Source organism: Pedobacter suwonensis (genome assembly GCF_900111825.1).
In the GTDB taxonomy this organism is placed as follows: Bacteria; Bacteroidota; Bacteroidia; order Sphingobacteriales; family Sphingobacteriaceae; genus Pedobacter; species Pedobacter suwonensis.
The window spans coordinates 124994-146369 of the sequence record NZ_FOJM01000003.1 but is presented as its reverse complement, the minus strand read 5'-3'; the positions used below and the strand labels follow the sequence as shown (position 1 = coordinate 146369).

Genomic DNA, 21376 nt, shown 5'->3' with positions numbered 1-21376 from the left:
TTATCCTGTTAACCAGTAAGCAGATTTTTTGAGGAATGAAAGTAAACCAGTTGATTTTTTTACTCTTTGCACTGCTTTTATGCGTAACAGCTTGTCAAAACCGCGATTACAGCCCGAAACCAAAAGCCTATTTCAGGATTGTATTCCCTAAGAAAGATTATACCACATTTACCAAAGCAGTTCCCTTTACGTTTAAATACCCGAGTTATGCTACGGTAGAGCAAGATCAAAGCCGCGATGCTCAAAAAAACTGGTACAATTTGCACTTTAAACAATTTAACGGCTTTCTGCATTTAACTTATTATGATGTTTCAGGTAAAAGTGAGTATGATGAAATGGTGGAAGATGCCAGGAAGCTTGCCTTTAAACACACCATAAAAGCAAGTGCGATAGATCAAAAAATGATTAATTACCCTGACCATAACGTTTATGGCATTTACTATGCCATTGAAGGGAATACGGCATCTTCCGTTCAGTTTTTTTTAACAGATAGTGCTAAACATTACTTTAGAGGAGCTTTATACTTTAATGAACGCCCACAATACGATTCTATTGAACCCGTTGTTAAATTTATTAAAAAAGATATCGATACCTTGATTTCTACTTTCAGGTGGAAAAATTAGTTTATTATTTCTGTTCCTTTGAACAGATTTTTTCTAAATACTTATGATTACAGTAAAAACCTTCACTTTTAACGCTTACAGCGAAAATACCTATGTGCTTTATGATGAAACAAAGGAATGCGCCATTATTGATCCAGGTATGTACGAAGGTTTTGAGCAAAATGAATTGGCCGCTTTCATTAAACAGGAAGAATTGAATCCTGTTTTGTTGCTTAATACACATTGCCATCTTGATCATGTTTTCGGCAATAAATTTGTGGCTGAAACCTATGGTTTAAAACCACAGTTTCATGAAGGTGAATTGCCGGTTTTAAATGCCGTTCCGGGCTATGCACCATCAATGGGCTTTACCCGTTATGAAGTGTCTCCTTTGCCAGATACCTTTTTGCCTGAAACAGGGACGATTTCTTTTGGTAATAGCAAACTGGAACTGATTTTTGCTCCAGGACATTCGCCGGCACACCTTTGTTTTTACAGTGCGGCTGATCATATGTTAATAGGCGGCGATGTGCTTTTTTATGGCAGTATCGGGCGTACTGATTTGCCAGGCGGCAACCATCAGCAATTAATTCAAAACATTTCTGATAAACTTTTTGTCTTACCTGATGAAACCAAAGTTTATCCTGGCCACGGACCAGCAACGAGCATTGGTTTTGAAAAACAACATAACCCGTTTTTTTAAGGTGAAATGTGTAATGGATGGGGGATGATGTAATAACCCGCTCGTATATTCCATCTTACATCATTGCATCTTACATTTTAACTATATTTACTGCTGTGAATACATCGTTTTACATTGCCAAAAGGTATCTTTTTGCCAAAAAGTCAACCAATGCCATTAATCTGATTTCGGGCATATCAATGGTAGGCGTAATGGTTGGCAGCGCAGCTTTGATTATTATCTTGTCGGTTTTTAACGGGTTAGAAACCGTGGTGCTGAATATGTTTGATACCATTACGCCGCAAATTGCGATTACACCAGCTAAGGGGAAGACTTTTGATCCGAATACAGGTTATTTTAATCAGCTTAGAAAAAATAAAGATGTGGCGGCTTTTACCGAAGTGCTGCAGGAAAATGCATTGTTGAAATACAACAATAAGCAGGCTGTGGGAATGGTAAAAGGGGTAAGTTTAGATTACTTAAAGAACACAAAACTAGACAGTACCATTAAGGAAGGCCGTTTTATATTGCATAACAAAAGCGGTGATAATGCGGTAATCGGTTCTGCATTACAAAGTTATTTGGCTGTTAATACAGTTGATCCTTTTACCGAGCTGGAAATTTATTCGCCAAAAAAGGATATCGCTGTAAATACGATCAATCCAGCTGATGATTTTGTGGTCAAAAATATCCGGGTTAGCGGTGTTTTCGAAGTGCAACAAGATTTCGACAATGGGATTATTGTTCCACTCGATTTTGCACGTGAGCTGCTTGGGGAAGATAAAAATGTATCTGCTATCGAAATTAATCTGCAACCAGGTGTTGATGTAGATGATTTTAAAGATGAAATAATCGAAAAGGCCGGTAAAGATTATGAAGTCAGAAATCAGGCCGAACAAAATAAGTCACTCTACCATATTTTAAATACCGAGAAATGGGCCGTGTATATTATCCTTACTTTTATCCTGATTATTGCTATATTTAATATCATAGGGTCGTTAACCATGTTAGTAATCGATAAGGTAAAGGATGTTGCCATTCTAAGCAGTTTAGGCGCAGGAAAGAAATTAATCAAACGTATATTTTTATTTGAGGGCATGATGATTACCATGTCTGGCTGTGTATTGGGGCTAATCATAGGAATTATATTTTATTATTTTCAACATACCTATGGATTGATTAAAATGGGCGATGAAGTAAATAAAACATTGGTAAGTTCTTATCCGATTGCATTAAAATGGAAAGATTTTGTATTAGTTTTTATTACGGTAGGTATCTTCTCATTTTTGGCATCCGCTTTGTCATCCAATTTAAGCGTTAAAAAGATAGATCAAATTAATCAAACGATATAAAATGAAGTTATTTAAGCAAGCAATTGTACTTGTTGTGCTCCTTGGCGTAGCCGCTACAGCTTGTAACAGGAATGATAAAGCCGAGGGAGAAAAGAACAATCTTAAAATTGTAAAGGGTTTGTATACATTTGGCCCTGAAATGAAATCAATTACGCTATGTGAGGATACCCGCGAATTTTGGGTTACAGACAGCGTGAAAAAATTAGAGTTATCGTACAGTAATTTAGGCTTCGAAAAGCCTTATGAGCCTGTATATGTAGAACTAGAAGGTTATTTTACCAAAACCGACACCGCTACCGTTGCGGCCGATTTCGATTCTACCCTGGTGGTTACTAAAGTGATCAAAATAAGCAAAGAAATTCCAGACGGACCTTGCGCACAATAATTTTCTATCCATAGAGTTAAGCGCAGCTCTCTACGGATTAATAAACAGAGTTGGGTTTTCAAACTCAATATTTCAGTTAAACAGAGTTCAATTTTTCGATTAAGTCCGGGTAAGCCGGGTTTGGTTAATTAAATAGTCTTATTCTGTTTTTTAAAGCACAATTGCAATACTGACTGGTAATTGCAGTCCTGCTTTCCGTTATAAGTCCGCGCTCATGCTTAGCTTGCGGGCTTCCATTTCATCCTATGGTTATCGGATCAGCGCTATTTTGGCTGGCGTCTGGGCTGCTATTAATCGCCTTTCCTGCCTGTCCGTAGAGTTAAGCGCAGCGTCTCTACGGGTAGGTGAAAAATTGAGCGTTATTATAATATTATTTAGAAAAACAAAAAAGGCCCGCAATTTTCATCGCGAGCCTTTTGTATACTATTGATTTTAATTTTACCAGAAAGTAGAGTAAAGCGCTACTAAAATTCCAAATACAATCAGTGATCCAACGGCAAACGAAGGATGAACTTTGAACATGCTTGAATCTACTTCTAAACCATTAGATTTATCGCCTTTGCTGTTCTCGAACATACTGATGGCAAACATCACGATTATACAAACTACAAATACAATTCCCATTCTATCCAGGAAAGGTATTTCATAAACTCCATCTGCATTGGCTACCGAAAATCCAAAATTGTGAAGGAAAGATAAATCCATCATTCCTGGTAAGAATTTTAGTAATACCGATAAACCAAAACCACCTATAGTGGCAAATAAAGCTGCATTAGAAGTAGTTTTTTTCCAGAAGAAGCCTAAGATAAACATCGCAAAAATACCAGGACTTACAAAACCTGTATATTCCTGAATAAATTCGAAACCACCTTTTTTATCAATACCTAAGAAAGGAGAAATGGCAATTGCGATAGCCATTGCAACAATAACAACTACGCGTCCGGTACCTACCAGTTTCTTTTCAGAGGCTGCCGTATTAATGTGTTTCTTAAAAATATCAAGGGTAAAAATAGTAGAGATACTATTGATTTTACCCGCCAGTGAAGCAACAATTGCTGCGGTTAACGCCGCGAAAGATAAACCTTTAAGGCCTGTAGGCAGAATATTCAATAAAGTAGGGTAAGCCCTGTCCGGACGAAGTTCTCCACCCGGCATCATTGAATTTACATCAATACCTGTTTTTTCTGTATATAACATATATACTGCAATACCTGGTAATACCACAATTAATGGCATTAAAAGCTTTAAAAATGCGGCAAATAAGATACCTGCCCTAGCCGTTTTCAGATCAGCACCTAAAGCACGTTGAGTGATGTACTGGTTACAGCCCCAATAGTTTAGGTTCACGATCCACATACCGCCAAGCAATACCGTCATACCTGGTAATGAGGCATAATTGGCACTATCTTTTTTGAAAATCATGTGGAAATGATCGGGTGCTTTTTCCCTTAAGAACGATAGACCATCTAACACGCCATGGCCACCAAAATGGTCGCTCACCAAGTTAAGTGCCAGATAAGTAGTTGCTAAACCGCCAAAAATTAAAAACGCCACCTGAATTACATCCGTGTAACCAATTACTTTCATGCCACCCAACGCTATGATTACAGAAAAAATGGCGAGGCCGATCATACAATACCAAAAGCCAATACCCGAAATACTGCTTACGGCGAGTGCACCAAGGTACAAGATAGAGGTTAAGTTTACCACAACATACAATAACAACCAAAACACAGCCATAATCATGGCTACCGTGCCATTATAACGCTGACTCAAGAATTGTGGCATGGTGTAGATCTTATTTTTAAGATATACGGGAATAAAAAATGTGGCTACAATTACTAATGTTGCAGCTGCCATCCATTCGTAAGTAGAAATGGCTAATCCCATTTTAAATCCATCGCCGCTCATGGCTACGAATTGCTCGGCACTAATATTCGAGGCAATTAAAGAGGTACCAATGGCCCACCAGGTGAGTGAACCTTCTGCAAGAAAATAATCCTTGCTGCTCATCTGCTTCTGCTTTTTACGATGGTAAATCCAAAAGCCATAAACTGCCACAATGGCAAAGTAGGCTAAAAAAATAATGTAATCTGTGACTTTCATTTAAGTTATTTGGTTTAGAAATCTAAATGTAGCAAAATCATAAATTAATCTCCGCTTTTTTTGAATTAAAAAATGTTAAAATGACGTTTATTAATTTTGGTCTTCCTCCAATTAAAGATTATTCGGCTAAGATGGGTTATTTGATTGTCATTCGCAATAGAATGCACCCTTCAGTGGAAGAGAAATTTAAGTTTGCTTGGTTTGGGTACTACCGCAGTCTGTGCATACACAGACCGCGGATAATATATTTATTGGGATAATTAAATATACCGGTTAATAAGGTTCTCAAGATATTCCTGCTTTCCGCTGCGTACCTCTGGTTCGCCGTTTTCTGCAGCGTAATTCCTTAAGTCTTCTAAACTTAATTTTCCTTGTTCAAATTCGGCTCCCTTTCCGCTATCAAATGAGGCATAGCGGTCGGCCCTTACCTTTTTGTATTCAGATTTCTGAAGAATGGCATCTGCAGTAACCAATGCCCTTGCAAAGATATCCATTCCGCCTACATGTGCATAAAACAAGTCTTTCTGATCAGTAGAGTTACGGCGGATTTTCGCATCGAAGTTTACACCACCACCTTGCAAACCACCACCTTCTAAAATGATTAACATGGCTTCGGTTAATTCATTAATATCATTTGGGAACTGATCGGTGTCCCATCCATTTTGATAATCGCCACGGTTTGCATCGATAGAGCCTAACAAGCCATTATCTACCGCAACTTGTAGCTCATGCTGGAAAGTATGGCCGGCAAGTGTAGCATGGTTTACCTCCAGGTTTAGTTTAAAGTCTGACAACAGATCGTATTCCTGTAAAAAGCCTTTTACTGTTGCCGCGTCGTAATCGTATTGGTGTTTAGAAGGCTCACATGGTTTCGGTTCAATAAAAAATGTTCCTTTAAAACCTTGTTTGCGTGCATAATCTTTAGCCGTATGTAAGAATTTTGCCAGATGCTCCTGCTCACGTTTCATATTGGTGTTTAATAAGCTCATATAGCCTTCTCTTCCACCCCAGAAAACATAATTTTCACCACCAAGGGCAATGGTGGCGTCTAAAGCAGCTTTAACCTGGGCAGCGCCATGGGCCAGTACATGAAAATCAGGATTGGTAGATGCACCATTCATATAACGCTTGTGGCTAAATAAATTCGCTGTTCCCCATAGCAGTTTTACGCCGCTATCTGCTTGTTTTTGTTTTGCATATTCAACAAGGGCCTGTAATCTGCGCTCGTTTTCGGCAACGTCATCGCTATAATCTACCACATCCACATCATGGAAACAATAATAAGGAATCTGCATTTTCGTGATAAATTCAAAGGCTGCATCCATTTTATCTTTAGCCCTTTCTACTGCATCTTTTTTTTCATCCCAAGGGAAAACGTGTGTTGCACCTCCAAACGGATCTGCTCCATTACCATTAAATGAATGCCAGTAAGCACAAGCAAATTTAAAATGCTCACTCATGGTTTTGCCAGCGACTACTTTGTTGGCGTCATACCATCTAAATGCTAATGGATTATCACTTTCCAGGCCTTCAAATTTGATCTGCTCAATGCCTTTGAAAAATTCCGTTGCTCCGGTTACTACTTTTGTCATGTTTTTTTGTTTTTTGATTGATGGTTTGTTGGTCAATAGTTCGTGATAAAAACTCACGATAAAGCGATCAACCGTTAACCAGTTGCTAATTGTTTTTCTAATATTTCTTTCCAATCCTGATAGACCGGCTCATACTCAGCTGAATGTTGAGGCATTAAAGTTTTGATGACTTTGTGATTGCTAAAAGCCTCTTCTGCGCTTTTGAAAATGCTGGCACCTATACCAGCACCCAAGGCTGCGCCCACACTGCCATCGTTTTCATAAAGTTCAACCGGAATGCCCGTAACATCTACAAACGTTTGTGCAAATACCTCACTTAAAAACAGATTGGCCTTTCCGGCACGGATAACTTTAGGCTGCATGCCATTTTCCCGCATAATATCCAATCCATAACGGAAAGCAAAAGCAATCCCCTCTTGTATAGCCCGGAAGATGTCTGATTGATTGTGGAGGTTTAGGTCGATGCCCAATAACTCTGCACCTGTATATTGATTATTTAACATCCGTTCTGCACCGTTGCCGAAAGGAAGTACTTTTAAACCATTGCTGCCTATTGGTGCTTTCGAGGCCTGTATATTGAGTTCAGCATAGCTAGACAGTGGCGCGAAATTATGTTTTGCCCAACGGTACATGCTTCCGGTACCATTAATACATAGCAAAACTCCAGTGTGCTTTTTTTCTCCTGAATAGGTTACGTGCGCAAAGGTATTGACTCTTGATTGCTTATCATAAGTAAGTTCATCGCTTACACCATAAATTACCCCCGATGTTCCGGCTGTAGCGGCAACCTCTCCAGGTTTTAACACGTTTAAGGAAAGTGCATTATTCGGTTGGTCGCCAGATTTATAAGCTACCGGGATGCCGGCAGTTAAATTTAATGCATGTGCAATATCCGTTTTTAAATAACCATGTTCCGAAAATAAAGGTTTTACGGTTGGGATCAGGTTGCTGGAGATGCCGTAATAATCCATTACATCTTTAGAGATTTCGTGGTTTTCAAAATCCCAGAAAATACCTTCGGATAGGGCCGAAATACTTGTAGTGATTTCTCCGGTTAATTTCATCGCAATAAAATCGCCGGGAAGCATGATTTTATCGATGCAGTTATAGATATCGGGTTCGTTTGCTTTTACCCAGGCCAGTTTCGATGCCGTAAAATTTCCAGGTGAGTTTAATAGGTGTTTTAACGATTTTTCGTGACCGATAGCGTCAAAAGCGCTATTGCCCAGTTCAACAGCCCTGCTGTCGCACCAGATAATACTATCACGGAGTACCTGCTGATTTTGATCTACCACAACAAGTCCGTGCATTTGATAGGCAATGCCAATGGCCTTGATCTCTTTCGGATCAAAAAGACCGGTTGAATTTAATTTGAGGATGGCCTGCTGAACATTTTCCCACCACTCATCAGGCGACTGTTCTGCCCAGCCTGATTGTAAAGATTTGATGGCTGTTTCTTGTTCCGGATATTGAGCGGTGGCTATATTTTTTTGTGTAGCTGCATCAACAACTGCAACTTTAATGGATGAGGTACCTAAATCAATTCCTAATAAATACATGCTTTCATCTTAATTTAATATTTGGTTATGCAAACGGTTGCATAAAGATAGTGGTAAAAATATAAAACGCAAATTTTTTGTAAATTCCTGTTGTGTTTAATGCCAAACGGTTAAATACTTCGAATCATTTGAAGCTGTGTCTAATGCTTTAATATTTTATATTTTTGCGTCATATACATTAATCATATGGAACAAATTACATGGGGCGACTTCGAAAAGGTTGAATTACGGGTAGGTACTATTCTTGAGGCTTTCGAATTTCCTGAAGCCCGAAGACCAGCATATAAATTAAAGGTAGATTTCGGCGAATATGGTATCAAAATGAGCAGCGCGCAGATTACCAAACATTATACATTGGAAGAATTACCTGGAAAACAGATTGTCGGGGTGATCAATTTCCCTAAAAAACAAATCGGGAAATTTATGTCAGAATTTTTAGTAACCGGTTTCGCTGATGAAAACGGAGATATTGTATTAACTACGGTGGAACGTAAAGTGCCGAACGGAAGTAAATTGGTTTAATAGTTAGCTTCCGGAGTTTACACGTAATTGCTGCGGCCAATTAGCCCTGATTGCAGCGGAAAGCCCGCAATCCCGGCTTTTCACCGGGAGAGGACTTGGAGCGTAAAGCAGGACTGAAGCAGCCGATAAGCGCTGATACTGCGCTCCAAAACCTAACCAATTTTCAACTCAGACTTCAGCAGTTTTGCCGGCCCTTTGCCTTTGGAGCCTCCGGAAGCCTTTTTGGTCATTATTACCCTATATTTGCCTCATGAGTTTTTACAATTTCGAAAATACCGATCCCGAAGAAGAAGATATTCACTATATGAAACTGGCTTTGGAAGAGGCAAAAAAGGCTCTTGCCGAAGATGAAATTCCGATCGGGGCAATCGTAGTCAGTAAAAACAGGGTTATAGGCCGTGGCTACAATTTAACCGAACGTTTTAACGATGTGACCGCACATGCTGAAATGCAGGCTTTTACCTCTGCCGCACAAACCATTGGAGGTAAATATTTAAGGGATTGCACTTTATATGTAACCGTTGAGCCCTGTGTGATGTGTGCCGGAGCAAGTTATTGGACACAGATCGGTCGCATTGTTTATGGCGCAAGGGAAGAAAAAAGAGGCTTTATCTCCAGGAATGCTCAACTGCTGCATCCTAAAACGCTTTTAAAAGGCGGCGTAATGGCTGAAGAATGCGGTATGCTGATGAAGGATTTCTTTGCGAAGAAGAGGTAGTTAGTCTAATTGTCCTCGTTTTTAATGGGGATTATTGAGGTGCGTATTTGTAATGCGTTAAGCGCTGGTATAGCAATTCAATCGCCGATAGTGAGCATCCTTCGTTGTAAAGGAGGACGATGCTGATTTTACAAAAAACCTTCCAGCATTAAAGCCTTCAACATTACAACATTAACCCAGAAAGTGATTTGATGATAATAACATGAACAAATCTTAACGTTGTAATGTTATATTTGCTACAGAAATATTTTTTTAATCTTTAAACATAAAACTATGGCTTTTGAATTACCTGCGTTACATTACGCAACCGATGCATTAGAACCGCATATTGATAAAACTACCATGGAAATCCACCATGATAAACACCACCAGGCATATGTTACCAACCTAAACAAAGCGTTAGAAGGTAAGCCAGAGGCAAATTCAAGCATCGAGGAAATTGTTAAAAACATTTCAAAATACCCTGCAGCTGTTAGAAACAATGGCGGTGGACACTATAACCACTCTTTATTCTGGAACATTTTAGGTCCGAACAAAGGCGGTGAGCCAACCGGCGATTTAGCTAAAGCGATTAATGAAACTTTTGGCTCGTTTGCTGAGCTTAAAACTAAATTACAGGAGGCTGGTGCTACACGTTTTGGTTCAGGCTGGGCCTGGTTATCAGTAAGTGCAGATAAAAAACTTCAGGTTTCTTCTACACCTAACCAGGATAATCCTTTAATGGATATTGCCGAAGTAAAAGGAACGCCAATTTTGGGTATTGATGTTTGGGAGCACGCTTATTATTTAAAATATCAAAACAAACGCCCTGATTATTTAGCAGCAATCTGGAATGTAATCAACTGGGATGCAGTTGCTGAACTTTACAAAAAAGCTTTGTAAGCGAAACGTTTTATAAAATTGAAGAGAAGTCCCGGTGTAGATCGGGACTTTCTTGTTTTGAGATATTTAAGTAACTTCGCATATAAAATATTCAAAATGAAAAGGCTTGTAGTTTTATTTTTAATTATTGTTGGCGTAAATGTGCTGGTACGTGCACAACAGAATAAAATGCCTACCCCGGCAGAAATTGCTCAAAAGAATGTAGATGATCTGGAAAAACGATTAAAACTAAATGGTACGCAAAAAAGTGTCATTTATAGTTATACTTATAACCAGGCAAAAGAACAAGCTGATTTAATTAAAAGACAACAGGCCGGTAACTCACGCGAGGAGGATGTAGATAAATTTTATAAGCTTCAGAACGAAACCTCGAAAAATATCCGCAACGTTTTAAGGCCAGAGCAACAAACTGAATATGATAAAATTATTGAGGAGCGTTTAAGTGGTAAAGGTTTAAAATCAAAAAACAAGAAAAAGAAAAAAGGCGAAGAGGAAGAAGTGGAGAGTGATATCAAAGGATTGCTATCTGCTCCTCCGGTAGAAAAACAAAATCAGTAATTTTTTTAATTATCTGAGCTTTTTAGAAGATAAAAATCCTGCGGCAACAGGTTGTAAACTGGCGTGGCATTTAGATAAGGATCAAAAGTTAATTCACTAAATTTAAAAGATCTGTTTTATTTGATGTAGGCACTTACTGGAGTGTCGTCACCCTGATCCGATTGCTATCGGATTTATTTCAGGGTCTTTACATCAAGAAAGACGCTGAAATAAATTCAGCATGACGGTAGCGAAGCAAGCAAGGAATTAAATCCCAACAATATCTTTTTTCTTTTTTTGCTTCATCGCTTTTGGGATAATGACTAAAATCTCATCTTTTAACGCGTTAAGCATCCGTTTCTTAATAAAGTTTTTATGGGTCACCAAACTAATCTCTCGTACAGGCTCTGGTGATTTAAAATGGCGTACCTTGTTGGTTTGCTTCGCATCCAGTTGTGCGATGGCCAATTCGGGTAATAGTGTTGCACCCCCATTTAAATCAACCATACGCACGAGGGTTTCTACACTACCTGTATTGTATTCGAGTCCCTGTAGCCTGTTGTTTTTTGTAGAACGGCAAATGTTCAATACCTGGTTTCGCATACAATGACCTTCATTTAAGAGCCAGATATTTTCGTCGTTCAGGTCTTCGGCATCAAGTGATTTCTTTTTGTACAGCTTGCTGTTTTTACTGATGTAACTTACAAAATTTTCATAGTACAGGGGAGTTTCTGTAATGTTTGGATCGGTGAGCGGCGTAGCTAAAATACCGCAATCCAGCACACCGGTTTTTAAGTGATGAATGATGTCTTCGGTGGTATATTCCCAGATTAAAAGCTTTAATTCAGGGTATTTATCCAGCATGGCCGAAATCACCTCTGGCAATAAATATGGGGCAATAGTTGGGATCACTCCGATTTTCAGCTCGCCCATTACATCTTGCTGCTGACTGCTGATCAACTCTTTAATTTTTCCGCTTTCCTGTAAGATAATTCTTGCCTGGGCAATAATCTGCGCACCAATTTCTGTCGGACTTACAGGCTGTTTGCTCCTGTCGAAAATTTTAACACTGATTAATTCCTCCAATTTTTGTACCTGCATACTTAAGGTAGGCTGGGTTACAAAACACTTTTCGGCTGCAGTTACGAAACTTCTATAAGTATCTACGGCAACAATATATTCGAGCTGAACTAAAGTCATATAGGCAAAATTGATTGATCATTTCAAATATATCAATTTTAACTATAATTAAAAATGATTGGCATTTTGTAGCATGATTTCAACCAAAATAATCGAATTATATGATTCTGTAAACAAAAGTTGAAGAGCGATTTTGATCTGATTAATTTCAGGTAATTATACTATTATCAGCTTAGCAGATTAATTAGTATTTTAGTATGATGAACAGGACCATTTTGCGTTTATTCCTTTTTGTTGTTTTTCTTCCGCTAGCCTTCGCGGTAAATGCCCAGGATAAACTCCCAGATTGGGCACTAGGGCCGTTTCTAAGGCCAGAAAACGTAAATCCCATTATTTGGCCAAGTGCAGAAAGTTTTTTTATGGATCCCATACTCAGGCAAAAAATAGCCTGGGAGGCCGGCGATGTCTTTAATCCCGCTGCCGCTGTACATAAAAATAAGATCTATGTATTATACCGTAGTGAAGATCGTTCTGGCAATGGAATAGGTATGCGTACTTCCAGGATAGGAATGGCAGAAAGCAGTGACGGCATTAAAATGAAACGTAGTCCGGAGCCGGTGTTCTATCCCGGTGAAGATGAGCAGAAAGCAAACGAATGGCCGGGTGGTTGCGAAGATCCACGTATTGCGGTTACTGCAGAGGGTATATATGTAATGTTATATACACAATGGAACCGCAATATATTCCGCCTCGCCGTGGCCACTTCCAAAGATTTAAAACACTGGACCAAACACGGTCCGGCGTTTGGTAAAGCCTATAATGGTAAATTTAAAGACCTTAAATGTAAATCTGGTTCAATTGTTACGAAGTTAGGAAACGGTAAACAGGTAATTGCCAAAATAAACGGCAAATACATGATGTACTGGGGCGAACGTTTTATGAATATTGCAACCTCAACTGACCTTGTTAACTGGGAGCCTGCATTAAACGCAAAGAATGAACTGGATATGATTGTGAAGCCCAGGGAACACTATTTCGATAGCGATTTAACAGAATGTGGTCCGCCGGCGATTGTTACCGACCAGGGCATATTGGTACTTTATAATGGCAAAAATAGGGGCGATGCCAGAAGGGATACCAATTATGTAGCCAATACCTATTCGGCCGGGCAGGTGTTATTCGATCTTAAAAATCCTTCAAAATTGATTGCGCGGCTCGATCAACCTTTTTTTGTGCCTACAGCCCCTTTCGAAAAAAGTGGGCAATACCCTTCCGGTACGGTTTTTATGGAGGGGTTGGTCTATTTCAAAAAGAAGTGGTTTTTATATTATGGCTGTGCAGATAGCCGGGTAGCAGTAGCCATTTATAATCCTGCTTCCCCAAAATAAAGTGCAAATCACAAGGGCGCAACGGTATGTTAAACGCCCTTGTAAATTTATTTAATATCGGCTTTCGAAATCCTGATAAGCCAGGGCAATACCTTCTTTAAGCTCGGTTGTATGTTTCCAGCCTAAACGATGAAGTTTACTAACATCCATTAATTTGCGTGGGGTGCCATCTGGTTTTGTGGCATCGAATACCAGTTCCCCATCAAATCCCAGAACATCTTTGATTAGCAAAGCCAGGTCTTTGATGGTTAGATCCTGTCCGGTACCAATGTTGATCAAGTGTGGCTCGTTATAGTTTTGCATTAAGAAATAGCAGGCATCAGCTAAATCATCTGCAAATAAAAATTCGCGCATGGGTGAACCCGAACCCCAAACCACAACTTCTTTTTCATTGTTAACTTTTGCCTCATGCACCTTACGGATCAAAGCGGGCAAAACATGTGAGTTTTGAGGATGATAGTTATCATTAAAGCCATATAAATTTGTGGGCATTACGGATATGAAATTACAGCCGTACTGATCGCGATAGGCATCGCACATTTTAATCCCTGCAATTTTGGCAATGGCATAAGGCTCGTTGGTGTGTTCTAAAGTGCCTGTTAAAAGGTAATCTTCTTTGAGAGGTTGCGGAGCCATTTTTGGGTAAATACAGCTCGAACCCAAAAACATCAGTTTCTTAACGTTATTTAAGTACGCGTTATGGATAACATTATTCTGGATGGCTAAATTTTCATAAAGAAAATCGGCTCTGTAAGTGTTGTTGGCTACGATACCACCAACTTTTGCTGCTGCAAGAAAGACATAATCCGGTTTTTCTTCAGTAAAGAAATCAGTAACCGCCTGTTGGCTGCGCAGATCAAGCTCTGATGAAGTTCTGGTAATGATGTTTTCGTAACCCTCTTTTTGCAGTTTGCGGTAAATGGCCGAGCCTACCATACCACGATGGCCTGCAACATATATTTTTGCGTTTTTTTCCACGGTAATTTTTATAAGGCACAAAAATACGATTCCTAAATAAAATTGGCACCAATCTTTGCGGCAAAAGAAACCCCGATTATTGATTTAATTGTATTTTTGCAGAAAAAAAACTTTTGGGTAAAGATAAACTTAGGCGTTTTGCAGAAATAGAAACATTTGCAAACGTATATCAATTAGAACAAGGAAAAGCTTTAAAGGGCAATTGGGCTTCAGCGCATTTTAAAAATGCAAACCCTATTGTACTGGAACTGGCCTGTGGAAAGGGTGAATACTCGGTAAATCTGGCGAGGCTTTTTCCGGAGAAGAACTTTATTGGGGTGGATTACAAGGGCAACCGCATCTGGCGCGGAGCCAAAACGGCTATTGAAGATGGAATAGATAATGTTGCTTTTTTAAGGATACAGATTGAAAACATACTGGATTATTTTAATGAAGGAGAAATCGACGAAATCTGGATCACCTTTCCGGATCCACAGCCTCAGGATAGCCGTGAGAAAAAACGTTTAACTTTTCCGGCATTTTTGGACCGTTATAAATTGGTGTTAAAACCAGGTGGATATGTTAATCTGAAAACAGATAATGATCAGTTATATGCTTACACTTGCGAAAAGGTTGCAGAATTAAACCTGCCTGTACATAAAAATACCGATCATTTGTATACTTCAGATCTGGTTGATGAGGTACTGTCTATCAAAACCTATTATGAGAAGAAATACTTACTACACGATAAAAATATTAATTATATTCAGTTTTCTTTTGAATAATGAATACCAATTTTTATGAACAGGTTTATGAGATTGCCCGGTTAATTCCGAAAGGAAGGGTAACTTCTTATGGAGCCATCGCGAAAAGTTTAGGTGCGGCAAAATCATCAAGAATGGTAGGGCATGCCATGCTTTATGCCGGTGCCGTCCATCCCCAGGTGCCTGCACATCGGGTAGTAAACAGCAGTGGATTGCTTACCGGAAAGTTCCATTTTAAGCCACCGGAACTAATGGAAGAATTGTTGAAACAAGAAGGCATTGAAGTGAAGAACGATAAGGTGGTAAACTTTAAAAAAGTATTCTGGAATCCGCTGGAAGAAATCAACTTTGATTGAATAAAATTAACGTCATGCGCTCACTCAAAAAATCATTCATTCAATAATTAATTATTTATGGGAAAGCTTGTAGAAGAGTTTAACGGCTATCGTGAAAAAATGAACGATAGGATTATGGAAACGGCAAATACAAATATCAAACGTTTTTTTGCACTTGATACAACCACTTATGCCGATGGAGCTTTAGACGTTAAAACGAAAGAGATGTTGGGTCTGGTGGCCTCAATGGTTTTGCGTTGCGATGATTGTATTAAATACCACCTGGGCAAATGTTTCGATGCCGGTGTAAACCATGATGAAATGAACGAAATTTTCATGATCGCCAATCTGGTAGGTGGTAGCATTGTAATACCGCATTACCGGAGAGCTGTAGAGTATTGGGATGAGTTGAGTTCTAGTCCGGAGTCTTAAGTCCTAAGTCTATAGTCTTTTTCTCTTCCCAAATGATTATATTGGTTAAAAAAATATGGGAAAGTTTAGAGAATTAATCGCTTATAAAAAAGGATTCGCTCTTTTGATGGACATCTTTAATTTGACGAAAGATTTCCCAAAGTCAGAGCAATACAGTTTAGTAGATCAGATCCGTAGATCTTCAAGGTCTGTTTGTAGCAGTATCGGTGAAGCATACAAAAAGAGAAGATACCCAAATCACTTTGTAAGTAAACTTTCAGATGCAGATATGGAAAATGGTGAAACGCAAGTTTGGTTAGATGTAGCGCTAGCCTGTAATTATATCACTGAAGAAAAATTCAATTATTTGGACGCTCAATGTGAAGAGATAAGCAAATTATTAAATTTCATGATCAGCCATCCTTCAAAATTCGCTTAGTATGACTCACGACTCCGGACTCAAGACTAAGGACTCAGTAACATGCTGCTCCTGGGCCGGTTCCGATCCGCTTTATATTAAGTACCATGATGAAGAGTGGGGAAAACCTGTTTACGATGATCAGATTTTATTCGAATTTTTGATACTCGAAGGCGCACAAGCTGGTTTGAACTGGATTACCATCCTCAGAAGACGCGAAAACTACCGTAAGGCCTTTGCAGATTTTGATGTAAAGAAGGTAGCTGCTTTTACCGAAAAAGATGTAGAGAGACTGATGAACGATGAAGGCATTATCCGTAACCGTTTAAAAGTGACTGGTGCCATTACCAATGCCAAATTGTTTATGGAAATCCAGAAAGAATTTGGTAGCTTTTCTAAATATATATGGAGTTTTGTTCCGGAAAGCAAGCCCATCATAAACCATATTGAGAAGATGAGCGATGTTCCGCCTAGAACGGAACTGTCCGACCAAATCAGTAAAGACATGAAAAAACGTGGCTTCAAGTTTTTCGGCACCACCATCTGTTATGCATTTATGCAGGCAACCGGAATGGTGAACGATCATTTATTAAATTGTTGTGCAAGATGATTTTTATGCAAAACGATCCTATAATCCTAAAAATCTATTATTAATTCTGGCTTTATTTTTTTGCCGCATTATATTCCTTAACCCATTCAATAACATCCCTGCTATTAAAATCTATTCCCGCTTCAACTTTGGCTTTTAATTCCGGCTGATCCCCTATTTTCTGCAGCAGGATATTTTTAACCTCTAACTTTTTAGCCTCCTCAGTTATTGCTTTCATCGGTACTTCCTTTAAAGGCCCCGCGCCGGGTTTCTCGATAAAATAGCGAACAGCAGGTGCTCCTGCAGGTCTTTCGGGAGCTGAGTTTCGTCCGCCGCCAATACTGATACCGCCACCCATACCCATGCCTCCAAAACCACCGGTTCCTGTTCCAATCCCAATTGATGGCCTGAATTTTACCTTTTTCTCTTTCACCTGTGGCACGAGTGTACCTCCGCCAAAAGAGTAAAGATTAACCGTTCCCATTTCAATGACCTTTACAAAACGATATTCGAAATTGCGGCCATTGGCAAATCCTTTGCTTACAAAGCTATCCCCATTCCAGAAGAAGTTTTTTACATCCTTTGCCGGCAAAATCATATCCGCTTCATCGTTGGCGCTGATGAAAACAGAAAAATAATCCGTGCCTTTTATCGTTCCACGGATGACTTCATCATTGTTTTTAACAATAAAATCTTGTGCATAAGTGGTAAACGTTATTGAAAAAAATAAAATAAAAAGGTTAAAAATCTTCATAAGTTAGCAATATCGGATACAACGTAGATTATTTAAAAATAATATCCAAAAACAGTAATGATTGAAACGCTCTCAGCATTTTGGGATTTCTTAAAAAAGCCAAACTTCTAAAACTCAGTAAAGATAATAAATCTCTTTGGAGAGATCTAGTATGGTTGATTATACTCGATTTATTATTTGCCGGCATAATAATGGGCATTTATTATACGCTGCTACATTTCGAAATTATAGATGAATATGTTGAAAAATTCGATATTCTGAAAAAACTCGGTTTAACGGTAGCGCTACTTATTGCCTGTATTTTAGCTCCTTTATTAGAAGAATCATTGTTTAGGTGGCATTTAAGAAGTAAATACCTATCTATATATTTTGTTTGTTTTACTTTAGCCTTAATAGCCGATTATTTTATAAACAGCCCCTTTCTAAAATGGCCAATTTATACTTTTTTCTTTTTCATATCCCTCATTATACGCGGATATTTTAAAAGAATGGATATCCGTAAAAAGGTGGTTTTTCAGCGGCAATCGTTTGGATACCTCTTTTATTATTCAGCCATCATATTTGGTTTAATCCATTTAACCAACATTAAAGACTTAACGCTTAGCGATCCGGTCTTCATTATATTTATAATTTCGCAATTCTTTTCCGGACTATCTATGGGCTATATGCGCATTAAATATGGTTTAATCTACTCCATCTTACTACACAGCATCTTTAATTTTATAATGATATTACTAGAGTTCTTTTTCAGTTAAATTGAAACTATATCTTTTCTAAACCTTTAACTTTGGTTACTTTTATCATCCGGTAAATTCATTTATCGGTGTAATCATTAAATCAGTGTAATCACATGAATAAAAAACTCTTTCTCCTCGATGGTATGGCGCTTATGTACAGGGCGCATTTTGCGCTCAGTAAAAATCCGCGTTTTACCTCAACAGGCATCAATACATCTGCAGTAATGGGCTTTACCAATACCTTGCTGGATGTTTTGAAGAAAGAAAAACCGACACATATTGCCGTAGTTTTCGATACGGACGCACCAACCGAAAGACATACTTCTTTCGAAGCCTATAAAGCACACCGCCAGGCCATGCCTGAAGACCTGGCTGCAGCAATGCCTTATGTACTTAAATTAATTACAGGTTTTAATATTCCGGTAATTACTTCTGATGGCTACGAAGCTGATGATATTATAGGTACAATGGCTAAAAAAGCGGAACAAAAAGGTTATCAGGTTTATTGTATGACACCTGACAAGGATTTTGCCCAGTTGGTTTCTGAAAATATCTTTATTTATAAACCAGCCCGCATGGGCAACGATATGGAAATATTGGGTGTAAAAGAAGTATTGGCTAAGTGGGAAGTCGAAAATGTATTACAGGTTATTGATATCCTGGGATTATGGGGCGATGCTGTAGATAATATTCCGGGTATTCCGGGGATTGGGGAGAAAACCGCAAAAGCCCTGATCAAGCAATACGGTTCTATGGAGAACATTATTGCCCATTCACATGAACTAAAAGGAAAACAACGTGAGAACGTAGAAAATTTTGCAGAACAGGGATTAATATCTAAAAAACTAGCCACCATTCTGTTAGATGTTCCGGTTGAACTTGACGAAGCCAGTTTAGAACTTTGCGATCCAAGCCGCGATTTGTTGGAGCCATTATTCACCGAATTGGAATTCAGGACTTTAGGGCGCAGGGTATTTGGTGATGAATTCTCGGTAACCACAGCCCGCTTCCAGGAAGGTACTCAAACCGATTTGTTTGGCAATCAATCTGGAGAAACCATCCAATATACCAATACGCTGGAGGAAGAACCAGCAGAAAAATTACCAGCTAAAACCATTGAAAACACGGAACATGATTACCAATTGGTTGATTCTGCCGAACAGCGTGCTGACCTGATTAAATTGTTGCTTGCCGAAAAGCGTATATCATTCGATACTGAGACTACAGGTACCGATGCAAACATGGCCGATTTGGTGGGGCTATCGTTTTCCATTAAACCTGGAACAGGTTATTATATTCCGGTTCCTGCCGAAAGAGCAGCGGCACAGTCAATTATTGATGAATTTAGAGCCGTATTGGAAAATGAAGCTATCGAGAAAATCGGTCAGAATACCAAATACGATATCCTGGTATTAAAATGGTATGGCGTAGAAGTAAAAGGAAAAGTTTTTGATACCATGCTGGCGCATTACCTGATTGATCCAGATACACGCCATGGAATGGACGTTCTATCGGAAAACTATCTTGGTTACTCACCAATCTCGATTACCAAACTGATCGGGGCAAAAGGTAAAAACCAGCTTACGATGCGTGATGTTCCTGTGGCAGATGTAGTAGATTATGCCGCTGAAGATGCCGATGTAACTTTGCGGCTGGCACACATCTTCGAACCCAAATTAAAAGAACTAAATGCAGCCAAACTTGCCGAAGAAATTGAAAACCCTTTGGTTTATGTATTGGCAGATATAGAGAAAGAAGGTGTTCGGATTGATATTGAAACCTTACAGGCTTATTCCAAAGAGCTGGAGACTGAAATTATCAAATTCGAACAGAATGTGTACGACAAAGCCGGAATTAAATTTAACCTCGCATCACCAAAGCAATTGGGAGAGGTTTTATTTGATAAACTTCAGCTCGATCCGAAGGCCAAAAAAACAAAAACCGGTCAGTACCAAACCGGAGAAGATATTTTAATGGCCTTAGCCAGTAAAAGTGATATTGTACAGGATATTTTAGATTTCCGTCAGTTACAAAAACTTAAATCAACCTACGTGGATGCATTGCCACTTATGGTTAATCCTAAAACCGGGAGGGTGCATACTTCTTATAATCAAGCGGTTGCTGCAACCGGAAGATTGAGTTCCAATAATCCCAATTTACAGAATATCCCGATCCGTACCGAGCGGGGAAGAGAAGTGCGTAAAGCTTTTATTGCAAGAGATGAAAACCACATTTTGTTATCAGCCGATTATTCGCAGATAGAGTTGCGCATTATTGCAGAGATAAGCAAGGAAGAAAACATGCTTGATGCTTTTAGCAAAGGGATTGATATCCACACGGCAACAGCAGCCAAAGTATATGGCGTTAGTATTGAAGAAGTGGATGGAACGCAACGCAGAAATGCCAAGGCGGTTAATTTTGGGATCATTTATGGCCAATCTGCCTTTGGTTTATCGCAGAACTTAGGTATTCCGCGTAAAGAAGCGGCTGAGATTATTGAGCAGTATTTTGCCCAGTATCCTGGTATTAAACGTTACATGAGCGATACCATGAATTTTGCACGGGAGAATGGCTATGTAGAAACCATAATGGGTAGAAGACGTTATTTGAGAGATATTAATTCGGCTAACCAGACCGTAAGGGGTTTTGCTGAACGAAATGCCATCAATGCACCTATACAGGGCTCCGCGGCCGATATGATCAAGATTGCCATGATTAATATCCATAAAGAGATGAAAGCACAGAATCTGCAATCAACCATGACCATGCAGGTACATGACGAGTTGGTTTTTGATGTGCTTAGATCGGAAAAAGAGGCAATGAAGGCAATTATCCAGGATAAGATGGCCAATGCCATTAAATTAACCGTACCCATTGTGGTAGAAATTGGTGAGGGCAATAATTGGCTTGAGGCGCATTAAATTCATAATGGAATTGGTGTAGACC

At 39.1% G+C, this 21376-nt stretch carries 22 protein-coding genes; 16 read left to right on the top strand and 6 right to left on the bottom strand.

Going from position 1 to position 21376, the window contains the following annotated elements:
• Window positions 1–35 precede the first annotated feature (35 nt).
• The 4 genes from gldD to BM107_RS05115 all read left to right on the top strand — a co-directional run bounded on the left by gldD (window position 36) and on the right by BM107_RS05115 (window position 3021).
• Window positions 36–623, top strand: a complete 588-nt coding sequence (gene gldD / locus BM107_RS05130) for a gliding motility lipoprotein GldD (protein WP_090980992.1) — start codon at window positions 36–38, stop codon at window positions 621–623.
• Between the two features lie 43 nt (window positions 624–666).
• On the top strand, window positions 667–1305 hold the full coding sequence (locus tag BM107_RS05125) for an MBL fold metallo-hydrolase (protein WP_090980990.1): 639 nt from the start codon (window positions 667–669) through the stop codon (window positions 1303–1305).
• A gap of 95 nt (window positions 1306–1400) precedes the next feature.
• Window positions 1401–2636, top strand: coding sequence for an ABC transporter permease (locus tag BM107_RS05120; RefSeq protein ID WP_166672352.1), 1236 nt, complete (start codon window positions 1401–1403; stop codon window positions 2634–2636).
• 1 nt (window position 2637) lies between these two features.
• Window positions 2638–3021, top strand: a complete 384-nt coding sequence (locus BM107_RS05115; protein ID WP_090980986.1) for a hypothetical protein — start codon at window positions 2638–2640, stop codon at window positions 3019–3021.
• A gap of 438 nt (window positions 3022–3459) precedes the next feature.
• On the opposite strand, the gene BM107_RS05110 is transcribed toward BM107_RS05115, so the two are convergent.
• The 3 genes from BM107_RS05110 to BM107_RS05100 all read right to left on the bottom strand — a co-directional run bounded on the left by BM107_RS05110 (window position 3460) and on the right by BM107_RS05100 (window position 8278).
• On the bottom strand, window positions 3460–5127 hold the full coding sequence (locus tag BM107_RS05110; RefSeq protein WP_090980983.1) for a sodium/sugar symporter: 1668 nt from the start codon (window positions 5125–5127) through the stop codon (window positions 3460–3462).
• Window positions 5128–5387: 260 nt separating this feature from the next.
• A complete protein-coding gene (gene xylA, locus BM107_RS05105) occupies window positions 5388–6719 on the bottom strand; it encodes a xylose isomerase (protein WP_090981416.1) in 1332 nt (443 codons plus the stop codon).
• Between the two features lie 74 nt (window positions 6720–6793).
• Window positions 6794–8278, bottom strand: a complete 1485-nt coding sequence (locus BM107_RS05100; protein WP_090980980.1) for a xylulokinase — start codon at window positions 8276–8278, stop codon at window positions 6794–6796.
• Between the two features lie 186 nt (window positions 8279–8464).
• Here BM107_RS05100 and BM107_RS05095 point away from each other — a divergent pair, with 186 nt between their 5' ends.
• The 4 genes from BM107_RS05095 (at window position 8465) to BM107_RS05075 (ending at window position 10958) form a co-directional block, all read left to right on the top strand.
• Window positions 8465–8800, top strand: coding sequence for a tRNA-binding protein (locus BM107_RS05095; RefSeq protein WP_090980978.1), 336 nt, complete (start codon window positions 8465–8467; stop codon window positions 8798–8800).
• A 250-nt stretch (window positions 8801–9050) separates the two neighbouring features.
• Window positions 9051–9518, top strand: a complete 468-nt coding sequence (locus BM107_RS05085; RefSeq protein ID WP_090980974.1) for a nucleoside deaminase — start codon at window positions 9051–9053, stop codon at window positions 9516–9518.
• 273 nt (window positions 9519–9791) lie between these two features.
• Window positions 9792–10400 carry a superoxide dismutase gene (locus BM107_RS05080; protein ID WP_090980972.1) on the top strand — a complete coding sequence of 203 codons (609 nt, stop codon included), beginning with the start codon at window positions 9792–9794 and terminating at the stop codon, window positions 10398–10400.
• Window positions 10401–10496: 96 nt separating this feature from the next.
• Entirely contained in the window at window positions 10497–10958 is a 462-nt protein-coding gene (locus tag BM107_RS05075; RefSeq protein WP_090980970.1) for a hypothetical protein, read from the top strand.
• Window positions 10959–11204: 246 nt separating this feature from the next.
• Here BM107_RS05075 and BM107_RS05070 read toward each other — a convergent pair whose 3' ends face one another.
• Window positions 11205–12137: a hydrogen peroxide-inducible genes activator gene (locus BM107_RS05070; protein ID WP_090980968.1), complete on the bottom strand. Its 933-nt coding sequence runs from the start codon at window positions 12135–12137 to the stop codon at window positions 11205–11207.
• Window positions 12138–12334: 197 nt separating this feature from the next.
• On the opposite strand from BM107_RS05070, the gene BM107_RS05065 reads away from it, so the two are divergent.
• Window positions 12335–13465, top strand: a complete 1131-nt coding sequence (locus BM107_RS05065) for a glycoside hydrolase family 130 protein (protein WP_208864335.1) — start codon at window positions 12335–12337, stop codon at window positions 13463–13465.
• Between the two features lie 51 nt (window positions 13466–13516).
• Here BM107_RS05065 and fcl read toward each other — a convergent pair whose 3' ends face one another.
• A complete protein-coding gene (fcl, locus tag BM107_RS05060; protein ID WP_090980964.1) occupies window positions 13517–14443 on the bottom strand; it encodes a GDP-L-fucose synthase in 927 nt (308 codons plus the stop codon).
• Window positions 14444–14556: 113 nt separating this feature from the next.
• Between fcl and trmB the strand changes: the two genes are divergently transcribed.
• From trmB to BM107_RS05035, 5 genes are read left to right on the top strand one after another with little or no spacing between them, the layout of a single operon-like run.
• Entirely contained in the window at window positions 14557–15207 is a 651-nt protein-coding gene (gene trmB, locus BM107_RS05055; RefSeq protein ID WP_090980962.1) for a tRNA (guanosine(46)-N7)-methyltransferase TrmB, read from the top strand.
• Complete coding sequence (locus tag BM107_RS05050) at window positions 15207–15542, top strand: MGMT family protein (RefSeq protein WP_090980960.1); 336 nt, start codon at window positions 15207–15209, stop codon at window positions 15540–15542. Before trmB ends, BM107_RS05050 begins: the two co-directional genes overlap by 1 nt.
• A gap of 57 nt (window positions 15543–15599) precedes the next feature.
• Window positions 15600–15953, top strand: coding sequence for a carboxymuconolactone decarboxylase family protein (locus BM107_RS05045; RefSeq protein WP_090980958.1), 354 nt, complete (start codon window positions 15600–15602; stop codon window positions 15951–15953).
• A 55-nt stretch (window positions 15954–16008) separates the two neighbouring features.
• Entirely contained in the window at window positions 16009–16371 is a 363-nt protein-coding gene (locus BM107_RS05040; protein ID WP_090980956.1) for a four helix bundle protein, read from the top strand.
• 1 nt (window position 16372) lies between these two features.
• Window positions 16373–16960, top strand: coding sequence for a DNA-3-methyladenine glycosylase I (locus BM107_RS05035; RefSeq protein ID WP_090980953.1), 588 nt, complete (start codon window positions 16373–16375; stop codon window positions 16958–16960).
• Window positions 16961–17012: 52 nt separating this feature from the next.
• Here the strand turns inward: BM107_RS05035 and BM107_RS05030 are convergent, their stop codons facing one another.
• On the bottom strand, window positions 17013–17693 hold the full coding sequence (locus tag BM107_RS05030; protein WP_090980952.1) for a hypothetical protein: 681 nt from the start codon (window positions 17691–17693) through the stop codon (window positions 17013–17015).
• Window positions 17694–17884: 191 nt separating this feature from the next.
• Between BM107_RS05030 and BM107_RS05025 the strand changes: the two genes are divergently transcribed.
• Together BM107_RS05025 and polA are read left to right on the top strand one after the other, a co-directional pair.
• Window positions 17885–18448, top strand: coding sequence for a CPBP family glutamic-type intramembrane protease (locus BM107_RS05025; RefSeq protein WP_090980950.1), 564 nt, complete (start codon window positions 17885–17887; stop codon window positions 18446–18448).
• 95 nt (window positions 18449–18543) lie between these two features.
• Window positions 18544–21351: a DNA polymerase I gene (polA, locus tag BM107_RS05020; RefSeq protein WP_090980948.1), complete on the top strand. Its 2808-nt coding sequence runs from the start codon at window positions 18544–18546 to the stop codon at window positions 21349–21351.
• Window positions 21352–21376 lie beyond the last annotated feature (25 nt).